18 protein-coding genes are annotated in these 16678 nt (G+C 34.0%); 2 read left to right on the top strand and 16 right to left on the bottom strand.

Annotated features, from left to right (window positions below):
* Positions 1-34: 34 nt before the first annotated feature.
* The 5 genes from C2I06_RS07715 to C2I06_RS07735 all read right to left on the bottom strand — a co-directional run bounded on the left by C2I06_RS07715 (position 35) and on the right by C2I06_RS07735 (position 3724).
* Positions 35-910, bottom strand: coding sequence for a PTS system mannose/fructose/sorbose family transporter subunit IID (locus C2I06_RS07715; protein WP_249928290.1), 876 nt, complete (start codon positions 908-910; stop codon positions 35-37).
* Positions 897-1673: a PTS mannose/fructose/sorbose/N-acetylgalactosamine transporter subunit IIC gene (locus C2I06_RS07720; protein ID WP_213083968.1), complete on the bottom strand. Its 777-nt coding sequence runs from the start codon at positions 1671-1673 to the stop codon at positions 897-899. Before C2I06_RS07720 ends, C2I06_RS07715 begins: the two co-directional genes overlap by 14 nt.
* A gap of 90 nt (positions 1674-1763) precedes the next feature.
* Positions 1764-2234 carry a PTS sugar transporter subunit IIB gene (locus C2I06_RS07725; RefSeq protein WP_095332029.1) on the bottom strand — a complete coding sequence of 157 codons (471 nt, stop codon included), beginning with the start codon at positions 2232-2234 and terminating at the stop codon, positions 1764-1766.
* Between the two features lie 15 nt (positions 2235-2249).
* On the bottom strand, positions 2250-2678 hold the full coding sequence (locus tag C2I06_RS07730) for a PTS sugar transporter subunit IIA (protein WP_123257811.1): 429 nt from the start codon (positions 2676-2678) through the stop codon (positions 2250-2252).
* 65 nt (positions 2679-2743) lie between these two features.
* Positions 2744-3724, bottom strand: a complete 981-nt coding sequence (locus C2I06_RS07735) for an SIS domain-containing protein (RefSeq protein ID WP_123257812.1) — start codon at positions 3722-3724, stop codon at positions 2744-2746.
* Positions 3725-3987: 263 nt separating this feature from the next.
* Between C2I06_RS07735 and C2I06_RS07740 the strand changes: the two genes are divergently transcribed.
* Entirely contained in the window at positions 3988-4713 is a 726-nt protein-coding gene (locus C2I06_RS07740; RefSeq protein WP_095332023.1) for a GntR family transcriptional regulator, read from the top strand.
* Positions 4714-4995: 282 nt separating this feature from the next.
* Here the strand turns inward: C2I06_RS07740 and C2I06_RS07745 are convergent, their stop codons facing one another.
* From C2I06_RS07745 to C2I06_RS07775, 7 genes are all read right to left on the bottom strand, one after another.
* Complete coding sequence (locus C2I06_RS07745; protein WP_123257813.1) at positions 4996-5484, bottom strand: dihydrofolate reductase; 489 nt, start codon at positions 5482-5484, stop codon at positions 4996-4998.
* Positions 5481-6275 carry a thymidylate synthase gene (locus C2I06_RS07750; RefSeq protein WP_095332019.1) on the bottom strand — a complete coding sequence of 265 codons (795 nt, stop codon included), beginning with the start codon at positions 6273-6275 and terminating at the stop codon, positions 5481-5483. Before C2I06_RS07750 ends, C2I06_RS07745 begins: the two co-directional genes overlap by 4 nt.
* Positions 6276-6305: 30 nt before the next feature.
* Positions 6306-7013: an anthrax toxin lethal factor-related metalloendopeptidase gene (locus tag C2I06_RS07755; protein WP_095332017.1), complete on the bottom strand. Its 708-nt coding sequence runs from the start codon at positions 7011-7013 to the stop codon at positions 6306-6308.
* Positions 7014-7263: 250 nt separating this feature from the next.
* Positions 7264-7842, bottom strand: a complete 579-nt coding sequence (locus C2I06_RS07760; RefSeq protein WP_095332015.1) for a TerD family protein — start codon at positions 7840-7842, stop codon at positions 7264-7266.
* A gap of 61 nt (positions 7843-7903) precedes the next feature.
* Complete coding sequence (locus C2I06_RS07765) at positions 7904-8515, bottom strand: TerD family protein (protein WP_095332013.1); 612 nt, start codon at positions 8513-8515, stop codon at positions 7904-7906.
* 296 nt (positions 8516-8811) lie between these two features.
* Positions 8812-9915, bottom strand: a complete 1104-nt coding sequence (locus tag C2I06_RS07770) for a toxic anion resistance protein (RefSeq protein WP_095332011.1) — start codon at positions 9913-9915, stop codon at positions 8812-8814.
* The gene (locus tag C2I06_RS07775; RefSeq protein ID WP_123257814.1) at positions 9912-11561 is read right to left on the bottom strand and encodes a YceG family protein; all 1650 of its coding nucleotides are present in this window, start codon (positions 11559-11561) and stop codon (positions 9912-9914) included. The genes C2I06_RS07770 and C2I06_RS07775 overlap by 4 nt, the downstream gene beginning before the upstream one ends.
* A 246-nt stretch (positions 11562-11807) precedes the next feature.
* On the opposite strand from C2I06_RS07775, the gene C2I06_RS07780 reads away from it, so the two are divergent.
* Positions 11808-12062: a hypothetical protein gene (locus tag C2I06_RS07780; protein WP_095332007.1), complete on the top strand. Its 255-nt coding sequence runs from the start codon at positions 11808-11810 to the stop codon at positions 12060-12062.
* Positions 12063-12136: 74 nt separating this feature from the next.
* Here the strand turns inward: C2I06_RS07780 and C2I06_RS07785 are convergent, their stop codons facing one another.
* Genes C2I06_RS07785 through C2I06_RS07800 form a run of 4 tightly spaced genes read right to left on the bottom strand, consistent with a single transcriptional unit; the run spans position 12137 to position 16545 of the window.
* Positions 12137-12931 (bottom strand): HAD family hydrolase, encoded by a 795-nt coding sequence (locus tag C2I06_RS07785; RefSeq protein ID WP_123257815.1) that lies wholly within the window; start codon positions 12929-12931, stop codon positions 12137-12139.
* Positions 12928-14046, bottom strand: a complete 1119-nt coding sequence (locus C2I06_RS07790) for a cysteine protease StiP family protein (protein ID WP_206427988.1) — start codon at positions 14044-14046, stop codon at positions 12928-12930. The genes C2I06_RS07785 and C2I06_RS07790 overlap by 4 nt, the downstream gene beginning before the upstream one ends.
* Before the next feature lie 2 nt (positions 14047-14048).
* Positions 14049-15389 (bottom strand): phosphoribosyltransferase family protein, encoded by a 1341-nt coding sequence (locus tag C2I06_RS07795; protein ID WP_123257816.1) that lies wholly within the window; start codon positions 15387-15389, stop codon positions 14049-14051.
* Positions 15349-16545: an HpcH/HpaI aldolase/citrate lyase family protein gene (locus tag C2I06_RS07800; protein ID WP_095332001.1), complete on the bottom strand. Its 1197-nt coding sequence runs from the start codon at positions 16543-16545 to the stop codon at positions 15349-15351. The genes C2I06_RS07795 and C2I06_RS07800 overlap by 41 nt, the downstream gene beginning before the upstream one ends.
* Positions 16546-16678 lie beyond the last annotated feature (133 nt).

The raw sequence follows: 16678 nt of genomic DNA on the forward strand, positions 1-16678 counted from the left end.
CACCTGCCATTTTTAATTTGAAGATAAAAACTGTTTATGGAGCAAGGATGCCTAACCATGCAAAGATAATTGAAACAATGATAATTCCCATTAACAGCCAAGTTGTCTTTATTTTTTTACCAAGCAACCAGTAAATTAAGAAGGTAACACCAATGGGTAAGAGACTAGGCATGATTCCATCTAAGATATCTTGTACTTTCGTCACTGCATCACCAGTACCAAATTTCAGGGGTACTTTTACAACAACCATTGTCGCAATCATTGACCCTATTGTCATTAAACCTAATATCGCTGTGGAATTTGTAATTCTCTCCATTAAACCGGACTTTTGAATTTTATCTAATAAACCTGCTCCTAGTTCATAACCTTTCATCATTCCAAAATATCTCATTCCAAGTGCTGGGATATTGTATATCAGTAAAAAAAGAATGGCACCTAAAAGACTTCCATTTAAGGCTAGTGATGCTCCAATTCCAGCTGCAATAATGCGAAGTGTTCCTAAGAAAATTGAATCTCCTATTCCTGACAATGGACCCATCAAACTTACTTTGACATTATTGATCGAATCGATATCAAAGTTTTTGGGATCCCTTGCTCTTTTTTCTTCCATTGCTGTTATAATACCTAATACTAACGTTGAAAAATAAACTGTAATATTAAAAAATTCCATATGCCTTTGTAATGCCTTTGCTTTCTCTTCTTTGTTATTTTTATATAATTTTTCAATTATAGGTATCATGGAGGAGGCAAATCCCATATGGCCTTGTCTTACATAGTTCCAGGAGATTTCAAAAGGCAAAGATCTCCAAAAGACTTTCCTTAAGTCACTTTTAGTAATTGTCGTAGTTTCCAGCCCTGTCTTTTCACCAAGTCCTTTATTAGAAACATTGCTCCTATTAGAAGTCATCATCCTCTACCTCCATTTCATTATTTCCGACAGCCATCTGTTTTTCACTCGTTTGAGACATAATGAAAACAATACAAACAGCTAATATAGCTACAGCAAGAACAGGCAAATTGAGATAAGCTGTTAGGATAAGACCTATGAATAAAAACGGAACAATTTTTTTATTCAAAATCATCCGAAGCAGAATGGCGAAACCAAGCGCAGGCAGAATTCCCGCCGAAATAGATAGTCCATCTTGAATAAAGGTTGGAATCATATTTAAAACATTTTCCATTACATTCGATCCTAAATAGAATGAAAGCGTGGTCAAAATTGCTAAAGGAAGATACATTCCAAATATACCACCATACCAGTGCATTCTGCTTACCCCTTTAAGATCTCCTGCAGCCGCATACTTATCTGCCTTATTTGCAAATAATGGAACAATAGCGATAAAAAGAAAGTTGCGGAGCATCATAACAAGCATAGCGATCGGCAAACCTAATGCGACTGCCATCCCGGCATCTTTATCCCCAATAATGGCAAAAGCAGTACCGAGAACACTCCCCGAAACGACTTCAGGAGGAAGTGCTGCTCCAACACCAACGGCCCCCATAAACGCTAGCTCCAGAGTGGCACCAATTATACATCCAGCTTCTAAATTCCCTAAAGCCAATCCTACAAGTGGTCCTAAAACGATCGGTCGTGTTTGTAATGTTTTTCCTGTAAAATAATCACTATATCCAAAACATGCAATGAGAAATATTAATATAACCTCTAACACCATTTATCCCTCCTTATTAATTCTTATAAAAAACACTCAGGAAACAAAATGCTTGCATATAAAAAAGGGTAGGAACACCCTTTTTTATATGCATTACAGTACATTTTTGGCCAAAATTTTCTTATCATTAGGAATTTGTCTTATCTCAATTTCCACATTTCGCATCAACATTTCTTTCAGTAATTGTTCTTCCTCTGGTAGAACATTAATTGCTTTCGAAACATTTCTTGATCCTTCTTTTGCCTTTATTCCACCTAAATTAATTTGCTTTATTTCTGGAATGGCTTCCGATAACTTAGCGGCATCTGCAATAGATTCAACAACAATAAATAATTTATATTTATCGGTTGCTCCGCTTTGAATTGCTTTAATCGAATCCTCGATATTTTTTATGACTAATTTAACATTAGCCGGTTTAGCTAACTTCATTGTTGTTTTTTTTAGGTCATTTTTCATTAGTTCATCATTGGCAATTAAAATGCAATCTGCACCGAGCATTGATGTCCAAGAAACAGCAACTTGTCCATGTAATAAACGATGATCCACTCTCGTTAATAAAATCATAACCTTCCCTCATTTCTAAAACTCATCATCTATATTTTGAGAATCTTCTAGGATTTTATTGCATAAACAAATAGATTCCTTGGATTCATCTATTGATTCAACAATAATTTGTCCTGTATCCTTTTCTTCAAATTGTCTTGATAATAGGGTAATTAATAATCCTAAATTAAGTCCTGATACTACGAAGACTTTCTTATCCATTCTATTAACATAATTCATAAATTCATTGTTAACACTCCCCCCTAAGAGATCGGTTACAACAATTAATTCATCTTCTGGTTTTAAGTTTTCTAGAATGAAAGATATTTCTTTGTTCAAGTCAAAATCTTCTGTCATATATGCACAAAGAAACTCTACATTGGGCTGATCACCCATGATTAACCTCAATGAACCGTAAATTCCTTCTGCAAAATTGGCGTGCGAGGCTAATAAAAATCTCCTCAAATAGATTACCTCCTTCTCAAGCTGACATACTGATTTATTCAATAATAGTTTTCTAGAAAACTATCTTAATATTCAACTTTCCACATATATCTACGGGTCATATAATCATTTTTAGTAGCATAAGATAGTTGTCTTAGATATACATTATTTAAAATAGGGGAAAATAAAATATGGTTGAAATATTCAGAAACCGAGTCCTTTATTCTATTAATTCCTAATTCTTTAGCATCAAGGACATATACTTTTTCTCCACCATATCTCTTTAAAAACTTAATTACTCTTTCATCTGCAGAACGCACTCTGCCCTCAGAGGCTAATAAAAATACCGAAGTGTTTTTATCAATAGTTTCAAACGGCCCATGAAAAAATTCACAGCTATTTACAGTAGGGGAATCCTTTTGCACCATTTCCATTAGATTGCATATAGAGAATATATATGCAGATCCCATTGCTGGACCGCTCGCCATAACGTGAATACTTTGTTCGTTTTTGTTTTGTTCCGCCCAAGCTTTTGCCAGTGGAGTTGTATATTCCACAGCATCTCTATAAATAGTATCTACTATTTCAAAGCCTTCCATCGCATCATCGTATCCTTCATAATTTTCCAATAAATGCAATAATGTGATAGCAATCTGTAAACCGAAACTGGAATTGACCCTCTCTGTTTTACTTGAATCAATCGCAATACTCTCATATTGGATGTTATATTCACATGTTTCTGTCAATCCAGATGGTTCAACATATAATCCAATTGTTGTAGCACCAAGTTCTTTTGCCACTCTAGCAGCCTCTATTGTTTCAGGAGTTCCTCTCATTGAACATAGTACTGCTAATGTATCCTGACCACAAAACTTTGGCGGAGCATAAACAAATTCATTACTGGAAAACATTTGTGATCGAATGGTTGTTGATTCTCTATCCATAAAATATTGTGCTGGATAAAACCCACCATTAGATCCACCCGCTGCAATCCATACAACATTTTTAATTCCACCATTTTCTTTTTTCTTCTCTAAAATCTCTACTAAAATTTCGTTAACATTCATTTTAACAATCTCCTTTTTATTTTGTGATGTCCTATGATGTCTGCCTAAGGACAAGATCATAATAGCATATACTTTCCTCCATGTAAACATATTTTAGATATATCTACATACAAGTTTTATCAAAGTAACTGTTTTCATTTTGTTTCACCCTGATATACTCTTCTATAATTAGATACAACATCATACAACTTTAGAAATATCTCATTTGCACTTGTATGCATTTTTAGGTATTATATAACTAAAATTGTTAGTGAGGCATTCATATGGAAAATTTAAATATAACTAGTAGTAAACCACTTTACCACCAATTAGCGGAAACAATTAGAAAAGATATTTATGAGGGGAAATTTAAACAAGATGAGCGTATTCCTTCAGAATTCGAATTAAGTGAAATGTACGAAATAAGTAGAAGCACTGTAAGAAAAGCCATTTCAATTTTAGTAGAAGAAGATTTACTTGTTAAAATACATGGGAAAGGTACATTTGTAGCTGCCCCCATGCTCGAACAAAATAATCGAGTTTTTATGAGTTTTACTAGCAACGTGGAGACACTTGGAAAAACTTTAACAACTAAAACACAAAAAGTTTATTATCGTAAAGCTACGGAACAAGAAATAGAATTCTTTAATCTAACAGAACCAGAAGATATTTTAATTATCGAAAGACTCCGGATTGTGGATAATTTACCGATTGGAATTGAAACAGTGTTTTTCACCAAAAAGTTTGATTCATTAAAAGATGAAAATTTGAATGGATCCCTTTATGCTGTTTTAGAAGATAAGTACAGTATCACCCCTTATACAGGCAGCAAGACAATCGAAATTTGTTATGCAACATTAGAAGAATCTAACTTATTAGATATACCTCGGGGCTCTGCTCTCATGTTGGTAAAAGATAAGGTTTATGACACACACAACAATCCCTTGCATATTTCCAAACAAGTTTTGCGTGGAGATAAATTTAAGTATGCAATAAAAAAAGACAATTGATTTTCTAATGGTTGCAGGATAAGGTTTTTAATGTTTAACCTCCCAAAATATAATCAAGTCCATTTCTATCATTAAAAATCTGGATTTGAAAATCGTTTATTCAGTCTGCGGGTGATCACCACAAACCTTTTTTACTTAAAATTAATAAAACCTCGAACAATCACACGAACTTATCTTGTACGTATAATTGTTCGGGGTTAATTAGTTAAAAAACACTTAAGTTCATTCTTCTCAACTTTATCGCTAGTTAGGATACTTATGTCCTTGTCTTTCTATCCCTTATCACACTCTCTCATAAACTAAAAAAGTATGCGGATAAATATTTTGCTCATCAACTTCCCCTTTTTTTTCACTTACCAGCTTCCATTTCTGCCAATTTAATGCCGGAAAAAAGGTATCTCCTGCAAAATTATGATCAATTTGTGTTATATACAATCTGTCTGTTTTCTTAATTGTTTCTGCAAAAAGCTCTGCACCGCCAATGATAAAGATCTCCTCAGCCTGTTTCTCTTTGCTCCACTCATAAAATTCTTGAACAGAATGGAGGATTGTGCAGTCTTCACACTGATACGCAGGATTTCTCGTAATAATTACATTTTCACGATTAGGCAAATTTCTGCCGATTGAATCCCTTGTCTTTCTACCCATTACGATTGGATGCCCAGTTGTTACTCTTTTGAAATACTTCAAATCATTCGGTAAATGCCAAGGTAATTGATTATTTACTCCTATTACATTATTACGATCCATAGCAACAATTAAAGAAATCATACACTTACTGCTCCTTTAATATGAGGATGTGCTTCATAATTGATAATTTCAAAATCATCAAACTCAAAAGAGAAGATATCTTTTACATTTCGGTTAATTTTTAACTGTGGTAACGGCTTAGGATCTCTCGTAAGCTGCAGCTTTACTTGCTCAATATGGTTCGTATAAATATGCACGTCACCAAAAGAATGTACAAAGTCTCCTACCTCTAAATCACAAACTTGTGCAATCATATGTGTTAGTAATGCGTAGGAAGCTATATTAAAAGGCACTCCTAGAAATACATCTGCTGATCGCTGATACAATTGACAAGATAATTTGCCATCTGCTACATAAAATTGAAATAAACAATGGCAAGGTGGCAATGCCATTTTCTCAATATCACCTACATTCCATGCACTTACAATTAATCTTCTGGAATCAGGATTTGTTTTGATGGCATGAATCAATTCTGAAATTTGGTCAATTGTGTTTCCTTCTCTAGTCGTCCATGAACGCCACTGATGACCATAAACAGGACCTAAATTCCCTTTTTCATCTGCCCATTCATTCCAAATTCGAACATTATTATCTTGTAAGTATTTCACGTTAGTATCACCCTTTAAAAACCAAAGTAATTCATGGATAATCGAACGTAAATGGAGTTTTTTTGTCGTAATTAAAGGAAAACCTTCGGAAAGATTGAAGCGCATTTGATATCCGAACGTACTAATAGTTCCGGTTCCTGTACGATCTTCTTTTTTTACACCATTTGTTAAAATATGTTCACAAAGATCTAAATATTGTCTCATTATTAAAACACCCTTTTTTTGTTAATCAAGCTATTTAATAGAAGCGATATAATGATATGTTTTTGGAGCAGATTCAAAAAGTTTTTCCTTGTCTGTTCCGCCAACATAAAACATAGCAAATGTTTCGGCGAAATATTCTTCCGCATACTGAAGAAAATATTGTCTAGTTGGAAATAGACTCCTTTTTTCTTCATTCCATATTGCCTTATAACGTTCTGATTTACTTGCATTTTTTAAAATTTTATAGTCAATAGAATGAGCTAATTCATGATACTCTAAATTAACTGAACTATGACCTTTTCCTTTTTCGCTTGCACCAATCTTCACTAGCACAACCTTGCCTCCACCAATACCAGGTACATCATCCCATGTTTTTTGGGAGTTGTAACCTCTAGGAATAATACCGGCAAATTTCTGCGCCGTTTTATTATCTGTTAATTTACCTGTAAACAATTTCACCTTTATTCCACTAGATTGTATCTTATTTAATAGAGTAGGTGGTAACTTATTTAATCTTTCAATAATAGTAGCTGCTTCTGCTTGGTCAAAATGTGCATCAGGCAGTAAAATAATATTCCCTAAATTTTCTTTTGCCTCGGTGGAAAGATGTGCTTTAATAACTGTTAGATCAGACAGGTTTTTTAAGCATATTTCATTATTAGGAAGCTGTGAGTTTCCCATAAGAATACTGGTTGCTGCTATCATTCCTACTGGTGCCAATCTTTTGAGCCATCTCATCCTTCTTCCTCCCCAATAAACTGATTGCGCTTCCTGCCCATTACTTATTTAACGGATAAGAATAATACTAGTCTATTAAAATTATAGCATGGGGAGTCAACGCAAAATACTAGTTAATATTGGGTGATAACTCCTAAAAAAATCCAAAAGAATGAAACATAGAGAAATCAATGCATACTTCTATGTTCATTCTTTTGGACATATGTCAGCGAGATGTAAAATCAAGAAAAAGTTTTACTAATTTCCCTCATTAAACCTCTAAACCATAATTCCGACATAGAGCAGCAAGTCCTCCAGAAAAGCCGCTGCCAACAGCGTTAAATTTCCATTCTCCGCCGTGTTTATAAAGTTCGCATACTATCACAGCTGTTTCAACTGAAAAATCTTCCCCTAGATCAAAGCGTAATATTTCCATGTTGTTATCTTCATTTACAACACGAACAAAGGCATTGGACACTTGTCCGAAATTTTGCCTTCTTGCTTCAGCATCATGGATGGTTACCGCAATCCCAATTTTGCTTACATGTGCAGGGATTTTTGTGAAATCAATAATAATTTGCTCGTCATCCCCATCGCCTTCTCCTGTGCGGTTATCACCTGTATGTTCCACACCGCCGCTAGGATGAACAAGATTATTATAGAAGATAAAATCTACATCATTTATTACTTTCCCATTGTCATCGGCCATAAAAGCCGATGCATCTAAGTCAAAGCCAGCCCCACCATCATATTGGTTGATATCCCAGCCTAATCCAATAATTGCTCTAGTTAATCCTGGATTTGTTTTAGTTAAATCAATACGTTGGCCTTTAGAAAGATTAATACTCAATTTCTATTCCTCCCTCGTTGAATAATAGATGGATTGTAAAAATTCGATTGCTATAGTCCGATCATGAAAATGATTTAACCACATCTCCTAAACTACCTGCATTTGTACCTGTGCCAACAGCTGCAAACTTCCAATCCTGTCCATGTCTATATAACTCCCCAGCGATTAAACTCGTTTTCCCAGCATAATCATCTGATAAATTGTAGTGAATAAGTGATTGGTTCGTCAATGGGTTAATAATTCGAATAAAGGCATTTTGTATCATCCCAAAATCTTGTCTTCTCTTTACTGCATCATAAATATTCACAACAAAAATGAGTTTTTGTATATGTGCAGGAACTTTACTTAAATCAACGCGGATTTGTTCATCATCTCCATCCCCATCACCTGTTAGATTGTCACCTGAATGGATTACACTGCCATCGCGACTTTTTAAATTCCCAAAATAAATAACATCACTATTCGCTTGAACTTTACCTTGTTCATTTACCATGATTACAGATGCATCACAGTCAATACTTGCTGCCTGTCCTCCACCAAAAAGAGAACCGAATAAGCCCCCACCCTTGTTTTGTTGAACAGGATCCCAACCAAGTCCAATTAAAATTTTACTTAATCCAGGATTCCCTTTTGTTAAATCAACTCTCTGACCTTTTTGTAAATTAATCGCCATTATTCCCAACTCCTATGTATGATATAATTTCATTTTTTATAAAGTCCTCTTTTTAAAATAGAGCTATTACTCATTTTCATAGAATATTAACTTTAGAAGGCCCTCGATTAATATTTATCTATTATCTTATGATAAGGGTAATAAATTAGGATGATACTTATTTAAGAGTAGCTAACGGATTTATTTTCCCGGACGATCAGTCGTATCGGAAAATAAATCCATTTGAACTCTTTCATGCTGTTAACACTAACCACAATTCATAAAAAGTGATTAAAAATATCTATCCCTTATACCATTTAACCTTGAAGTTTCATTTGCTTAAAGTTATTTTGTAATTCTTCTAATTTCTTTGTGCCTTCTTCTCTTAATCGCTTATTTTCTTCTTCAATTGTTTTTGTTTCTTGCATTCCTTTTATAATAATATTCCAAGATTCTTCAATCGTCTCAATCTTAATGCTAGGACTTCCTGCAAGCCTTGCAATATCAACACTCTGCTGGGATATATTTTGAGCGTTCTTGACAAGCATTTCGTTTGTTCTTCTATCCAGCTCACTCATGCTATCTGCAACTAATTTTTGTCTTTTTGCAGCAACAGCTTGGATTAGCCCATTTTTGAAAATTGGAATTGTAGTAACAAATGCCGAATTAATCTTTCCTATTAATTTTGTATTCCCTCTTTGAAGCAAGCGTATTTGCGGTGCTGTTTGCAAGGCAACCATTTTAGCCATTTCTAAATCATAAACCCGCTGATCAAGGAGTTCTATTGCATTTCTAAGGGAGTCAAGCTGCATTCCCGCTAATTGATCTCCAGCAGTTGCTTTTGCTTCAATTTGCGGAAGTACTTGCGTCTTTAATTCTTCTGACTTCATTGCTCCCGCAACAGCATATTTTTCGAGCGTCAAATAATATTGATAATTTTGCTCATACATTTCATCAAGCATCGATGTCGAATCAACCATTTCATTTTGATATTTGGAAATTTCAACATATACTTTATCAATCTCTTGTCCCATAGACTGATATTTACCAAAAAGTTTTTCCATAATCTTTTCGCTTTTTTTAAACAGTTTGCCAAAGAAACCTTTTGACGTATCCTCAAAATCTTTTTTATCAAATTTATCCATGATTCTGCCGAGCTGTTTTAATAATTCTCCAGAATCTTCTACTTTAGTTGTTCTCATATTGTTAAGGATTTTATCGGAGAATTTTGAAATTTGCGTTGCCGGCTCTTTACCGAATTCAAGTATCTGTATTTGATCTTTTTCATCAATAGACTGGGCCAACTTTTGCACCTCTGGCTCATTTCTAAGCGCCAATTTAATTTCCGATACTTTTTCTTCTGTTAATAATTCTGCGACTTGGTTATCCGCATTGTTTATATTTGATGGTTGCATATTCATCCATTATCTCCCTTTCTACTCTTTAAAAATCCGCCAAATAATCCCCTTTTTAAAAAGGATGGTTCTTTGTATTCCATGTCGAATACAACGTCCTCCAGCCAATGGGTATCGAATAAATTGTCTTGCATAAAGTTCTCCATATCAACATGACCAGCTGGATTATAAATAATAATATCAAGACCCAATGCATTCATTAAAACTAACATTGCTGCATCTTCTCGCGTAAATACGCCATTTTTTTCGGTTTTAAATAATACAATACTTGGTACTTCTTGTGAGTAATCAAATTTCTGCAGCATTTTTAATAGTTCATCTGGTATAAGTAAACATTGAGAAAATAGAAAAATTGCTACATCTTCATTTGATTCATTCGACTGTTTTATAAGTACTGGGTTAGAACACACCCTTGAAATTGCAGCTGCTATCCCTTTTTGTAAGCCTAGTGGCAGCTGTTTATAATTCCAATAATGGGCACTCATCAACTTCTCCGGATCGAGTAAGCCGTTTCTTCCAAGTGCTCCCCGATAATGGTATCGGTAATCGCTAATAATGGCCCTTGTAAACGGAAACTCTTTAATTAATAGCGTCTCATCTCGATTGACTATTTCGTGAATGCGATCCCAGTATTCTTTTCGATTTTTACTTACACCAAATATTTTAGCAAAAATAGCCGGGATATGCACTTCTCCATTTTTCACTTCGAAATTTGGTCGAATCATAGCCAGCTCTTTTTCCAGAAGAAAAATTTCATCATATGTAGTTTTTAGGGTAACAGAAAACGGGATATAATCCCTAAATTGCCATGGTTTATATAGGTTGGATCCTTCATGATGGAGTATACTCTCTATTTCCTTTGATGCCCGATATGCTACTGTCGCTGTTCTTTTTCTTTCTTCTGTAGGAAAACTTTCAGGCTCTTTTCTTTGTGGATATTGATGCTGAAAAAAAAGCTCCTTATCCAGTTTTACTTTTTCCAAAATATCTTCCCCATTAGGATGAACCATGACAATATCACATCCAATAGTAAGGAGATAATAGATAAAATAGGACTGACTTTTATTCGCATCCCCATACCAGAGAAACTTAGGCATATTTTCACTTAGTACCGTTTCTTGTAAGGCAGGCTGTAAATGATTAATCGACCATTTTACAATATCCACTACTAATCTTCGTAAATCCTTATTTTTTATGCCGTTTTCTTCTATTTCTACAAAATGCTGAATTACTTTAATAAAGCTTTCGCGCAATTTCCGATGAATAGCCGGAACTGAAGATTTTATCAGTACATTTTCCCCATCAAGAAACGCAACAAATCGATTAATGGACAAATTCTGCTCATTCATTCGATTAAATACTTTTTGAATAGATTGAAAATGCTGATTGTCGATTGTCCTATCAAGTGTTTCATCTGTTAATAAGTGTAAGCCAGTATTATCTTTATATATCCAATTAAATAGCTGATTATAATATTCATCCTCGTCTAATGATATTCCTAGTAATTTAACGACTGCCTGCCCAAAAGTAAATATACGATTAGTGGTATCATATAATGGTCTTTCTTTAATAGGCTTTAGCAAAAGATTAAACCAATTTTCTTCAGACAATGGAAGTATTATATTATTAACGGTATAAAAGTCTTTGTTCATTTTCTCCACTTCCTAATTTTAACCCAAAGATAACTTTCTATCTTTATCATAGCATAGCTCCATGTGAACACTAAACATTCTACTTTATATTTATTTACGAATTTTTAATAAAAAAGTTTCATTTTTTGTAGTCAGAAAGGAAACCTTTCGTAAGATTTTTCTTTATATTCTCCAATTCTGTGTTTTTAGCACCTAACCTTCTGGGTGTGCATATAATACAGTACATTAGGCGAGTAGGTGCTAACTATGAGATCATTTTTTCGAAAATACACGTATCATGAAATTGAAACAGATTTAAATTATGTACAAAATGTTCTATCTTCCAACATGTATGTTTTTGTTGATTTAATCTTTATTTCTCTAATAATTAGTTTTTTTATGGCCATCTTTTTCGAATCTATCTTATTTGGGATTATTATATTTGTTTGCAGCTATTTATTCTTTGTCGCCATTTATTGTTTATTGCTCAAATTGATAAAAGATTCACCTGATGATCTATAAAATATATTTACCTTCCAACAAAATCCATCTTTTTAACGACTCTAAGGCGACCAATTATGGTCGCCTTAGAGTCGTTAAATAATAAATTCCTTATGAACCTTTCTTATGATTTCTTCTCCAGCAAACGCACCTTTTTGACTTGTTGCTTTATGAGAAAATCTACTTGCTCCACCACCTATTAGCTCTCCATGCCTAGGAATAAACGCAGTTTGGCATATATTTAGAAAAGGTAGATCTAATAAAGAATCTCCAGCTCCAATTGATTGCTCGATTCCTTCTCGTTCCTTAATATATTTTATTGCCTCTCCCTTGCAAACAGGACTTGGCATAAAGTAAAGTTTTCTTCCTTGTAAAGAGATATTCCAGCCGTTTTTTGCTGCAATCTTTGATAGTTCTATTTTTAAATCAGCGGCTATTGTTGTATTTAACACATAATAAAAGAAAAGATTATCAGCAATTTTCAAATCTCCCGGGAGAGAATACGCTTGGAGCATTGCCAATATTTCCTCTTTTTCACTACATTCCACACCAAGCTTCCCCTTTAGCCTCTCTTCCCACTCTGTCATGATTTCTCCATTATAGTGTATTCTTGCTCCGTTACTGGTTACACAGTAAGATACTGGTACCTCTCTTTCAAAAATAAAAATCCGCTTATATTGCTCATATGTTCTTGTTGTTACTGGAATAAATAAATAGCGGGAAGCAATCTCTTTCAATAAATTATAGCTCACCTTTGTCATATAGGAGACATACTTCCCATTCTTCTCTTCGACCCCAATCATTGATTGATTCCAAGGAGTTTCCATTTCTTCTAAAGCACGTTTTGAATAAATTAATGTTCGATCTAGGTCAGATGCAAATAATTTCATCCCTTTTGCACAACCTTTTTAATCAAACCGCAGCATGTATAGCTCATATGGGGATATGGAATTATTTCTACGCCTCTTTCTTTGGCAAGCATAACGATATGCTGCACATAAGGACTGTCAGGATCTTTCATTAATATCTTCCATGGTATTCTTCTTAATAGGACTCTTGTAGTTTCTCCAACTCCGGGTTTTACATAATGCGTGCTCTCAATTTGAAATTCATCCTTAATGGCTTGAACTTCTTTCATCCCCCGAAAATCAACCGATTGATCAAGAAGATTCTCATTCATTCTTTCTACTACTTGCTTTGGATTAATTTTTTGTAGAGCTTCTGTAATTTCATCTAAATAAATATTCGATACATCATACGGCTCTAATTCCTGATAATATTTCGCACCATGAAAATCATCCATTTGAATATATCTTTCATTTAATACGGTGCGGCTAACAAGCCCAGAAACAGTAGAATTTAAGCAAGCGCTCGGTATCAAGAAATCTTCTCTCGTTCCATAAAGCGTGGTACAGTATCCTGGATCTGCCAGTACAGCTAATGTATCATCTAATTGAACATGATATTTATTTAAATAACTTTCACACGCTTTTGTTAATTCAATTGAAATGGCGCCTTTACCTGTCCAGCCATCAATAAATTGGATAGCAGATTCTTTATGTGATTTTAATATATACTTAATAGCATTTTCATCTATCCCTCTGTCTCTAATGATGGAAATACTATAGTGCGGTAAAGAAACATGATATTTTTCTTTTATATATCGTTTGATTAATATCCCAATAGGAGTACCTGCTCTTGCTAATGAAACTAAAACCGTTTGTTTTCCATGTTTACGATATATCTGCTCTGCAACAACGGCAGTACTAAGTGCAACCTTATTTTTATATACATGCAGTGTCTTCCAAAAAAGCTGTAAATAATGTTCTGGTGGATTATATTCGATTGGTAATGTTTCGCTATAATGTGCCCCACTTTGAATCTTTTTTTCTCGTTCCTCGGTGGAACCTTCTAAGAGTATTCCATTTAAATTTTTCAAAAGAAAAATGACATCTTCACTATTATAAGATCCGAATTTCGCTTGCTGATTTATGTTTAAATGCATCTTTACCTCCCACTAAAATAAACAACATTAATCTTTTTTACTTGTACTGCTTTTAAAGCTGTTAGCAGTTCTTTTAAACTATCTTCTTTCACGTTTCTCTCGAAAAACAGAAAAATGTCATCATATTGATTAGGCTTTATATTATACAAGTAATTTACAATCTCTAAATCTTCTGGATTCGCAAAGCAATATGCTGTTTGAGCTCCATAATACTCTTCATCATTTGGATAAATTGGACTTCTTGTTGTCGATTGATAAGATATGTCTTCCCCCATGAAACTAGCTAACTTCATGGGTATATACATAAATTCCCCTGTTCCTACACAAAGACTAGTTCCCACCCTCTTCTTCTTAAGCACCTTTGCAGCTTGTTTTATCCACTCATCTGTTCCTTCTTCTGTATATATACCAAATCTTCCAGTATCCTTTAAATATTTGAAGTCATTGCGCTCACCTGCAAGATTTGTGGAAATCAATGGTATAATGCGAGCTTTCACATAATTTTCTAGACTAATATATTCTACAGATGGAGTTCCAACATTTGTTACCAAACTCTCCATTATGGGTGGAAGATTTATTTGCTCTCCAACTAATTCAAAGCATCCTTTCAATAAGCAGACAGAATGAACCGTTATTTGCAGTTCTTCTTCAAGAGCTTTCATTTCTAATTGCCATTTATTAGAGCGCCAGTCAAGAATGGATGCCACCGTATATTTATCTCTTGGATATTTTCTATGAAGATCTCGGATGATATTGATCGCTGTTTTTCCAGTTGTGAGTTCATCATCAACGAGGATTATTTCCCTATTATTATCAAGAATGTCTTTTTTCACGTAACATCGATGGGAAGTAGCATGTGAATGTTCTTCTTCAAATGAGATGATAGGATCCAGCCCGTTTATCTTTTCTCTTGTGGTATGAAAAAAGGATGCTTGCTTAAAAGCCTGGAAAAAAGAGTGACCTAGTGCAGTTGCTGTTTCGGCAAACCCTATAATAATAGGATTGGATACTTCTTTTTGGATAAAGGGCTTGTCCACAAAAGGCAAAGAGGTATCATGATAAATTTCCAATAATCTCTCCCTTTGCGGTGAATGCTTTCCGGTCATAATTTCTTCATATCTCGCAGCAAGCATAAAACCTGTTAGCAGACCTTTTTTTGGCTCAATTGGCAAATGCTTTCCCAGTAGTTTACTGACAAATAAAAATGCCCGTCTTTTATTGATTCTTGCAGCCATTTTAAAAAAGTCCTCAATAGGAAGCTGAAATGGATTTTCTTCGACATTAATATCCATCTGTAAATGATCAATGATTGGTAATGAAATTTTCTTGTTTAAGTAAGTCAATGTATGTAACTCCTTCATGGAACACCCCGTAAACCTTTGATTTTAAAATAATTTTCTGCGCCCAATATAAATGAGGCTTAATTTCATTCATTTTATTGGAAAAGCTACTCTTTACAACACCAATTTCTCCATTATTGCTATCCATAATATTTAATGCGTCCAAATATTCTTCATAGGGAACTACGTTTAATGCTTGAACTGGCTTTATATGGGTCGGATGAATAATGGTTTTCCCTGTTAATCCATTTGTTATATCCATCATAACTTCCCTTATTAATCCGTCCATATGTTTATCAATTAGCTGTGTTCGCATGTTCATTCCAGCTTTTCCATAACGTTTTCGAAAAGGTGTCTCTCTTAATTGTGGGATTAAAATTCTTTCTTTCGTCGTAAAATACTCCCAGACTGGTCCCGAAACGACATAGGCACTATCTGCACGTGTAAAGATATTAATAATATCTGAAATACAGTCGCGAATAATGGCAATATCATATATGGTTGTTTCTGGGCTTCTACGTATCCCATATAATCCACAAAAATCAGTTGCTCCTATTCTAACATTTAAAATTAAGTGCTTATAATGATCAAGCACATTTTTGATAGAGAGGAGTTCATTCATTCGCGTTTCTTTTTCAATTATTTTCTTCGTCTCCAGTATCGGCATTGCATATAAACAGTATCCGAGCTTGTTATATTTTTGTAATTCTTTTAAGATAATTTCTCCTGCTTCTGCTTCAAATTTTGGGATTACTATACCTGTTAATAAAGCGATCTTATCACCAAGTATATCCATTAAACTTAAAAACTGTGCAATAGAACGTATTCTGATAAAAATCAATGGCAATTCACTTTTTAGCAGAAGTCCATTTTGTATGGCTTGATTAATATCAGTTAACTCTTCTACTAATTTTCTTTCTGCTAAATCCACCTCATGATCGCCAATTGAATCCTCAAGACAAATAACCATAGAGGTTAAAGCAGGATGTTTCTTTCTCAATAAATCCTGATAAATATTAGGTCTAGTTGCAGGCATATACAATGTTGAAGCAAGTGCATAGGATAATACTTCTTTCTCCGAAGTGCTAAACACCTCTTCTGGTAACTGGAAGAAAAGACGTTCCAATTGTTTTTCATTTAAGTCAGAGAATAATTTCATTTCCTTTACTCCATTCCAGTATTTTCATTCTATTTATATACTATTCTGAAATTTTGTTAATAAATAATTTATTTAAAGCAGGATAATTATTACTATTTTACTATAAAATTCAATATTTGAGTATTACTTCTTA

This window comes from Niallia circulans, from assembly GCF_003726095.1.
GTDB lineage: Bacteria > Bacillota > Bacilli > Bacillales > Cytobacillaceae > Niallia > Niallia circulans_A.

What these genes read in the sequence shown, in the direction of transcription:
- C2I06_RS07715 (WP_249928290.1), bottom strand. Translation starts at nt 910, where the DNA reads ATGATGACTTCTAATAGGAGCAATGTTTCTAATAAAGGACTTGGTGAA.
- C2I06_RS07720 (WP_213083968.1), bottom strand. Translation starts at nt 1,673, where the DNA reads ATGGTGTTAGAGGTTATATTAATATTTCTCATTGCATGTTTTGGATAT.
- C2I06_RS07725 (WP_095332029.1), bottom strand. Translation starts at nt 2,234, where the DNA reads ATGATTTTATTAACGAGAGTGGATCATCGTTTATTACATGGACAAGTT.
- C2I06_RS07735 (WP_123257812.1), bottom strand. Translation starts at nt 3,724, where the DNA reads ATGAATGTTAACGAAATTTTAGTAGAGATTTTAGAGAAGAAAAAAGAA.
- C2I06_RS07740 (WP_095332023.1), top strand. Translation starts at nt 3,988, where the DNA reads ATGGAAAATTTAAATATAACTAGTAGTAAACCACTTTACCACCAATTA.
- C2I06_RS07745 (WP_123257813.1), bottom strand. Translation starts at nt 5,484, where the DNA reads ATGATTTCTTTAATTGTTGCTATGGATCGTAATAATGTAATAGGAGTA.
- C2I06_RS07750 (WP_095332019.1), bottom strand. Translation starts at nt 6,275, where the DNA reads ATGAGACAATATTTAGATCTTTGTGAACATATTTTAACAAATGGTGTA.
- C2I06_RS07755 (WP_095332017.1), bottom strand. Translation starts at nt 7,013, where the DNA reads ATGAGATGGCTCAAAAGATTGGCACCAGTAGGAATGATAGCAGCAACC.
- C2I06_RS07765 (WP_095332013.1), bottom strand. Translation starts at nt 8,515, where the DNA reads ATGGCGATTAATTTACAAAAAGGTCAGAGAGTTGATTTAACAAAAGGG.
- C2I06_RS07770 (WP_095332011.1), bottom strand. Translation starts at nt 9,915, where the DNA reads ATGAATATGCAACCATCAAATATAAACAATGCGGATAACCAAGTCGCA.
- C2I06_RS07775 (WP_123257814.1), bottom strand. Translation starts at nt 11,561, where the DNA reads ATGAACAAAGACTTTTATACCGTTAATAATATAATACTTCCATTGTCT.
- C2I06_RS07780 (WP_095332007.1), top strand. Translation starts at nt 11,808, where the DNA reads ATGAGATCATTTTTTCGAAAATACACGTATCATGAAATTGAAACAGAT.
- C2I06_RS07785 (WP_123257815.1), bottom strand. Translation starts at nt 12,931, where the DNA reads ATGAAATTATTTGCATCTGACCTAGATCGAACATTAATTTATTCAAAA.
- C2I06_RS07790 (WP_206427988.1), bottom strand. Translation starts at nt 14,046, where the DNA reads ATGCATTTAAACATAAATCAGCAAGCGAAATTCGGATCTTATAATAGT.
- C2I06_RS07800 (WP_095332001.1), bottom strand. Translation starts at nt 16,545, where the DNA reads ATGAAATTATTCTCTGACTTAAATGAAAAACAATTGGAACGTCTTTTC.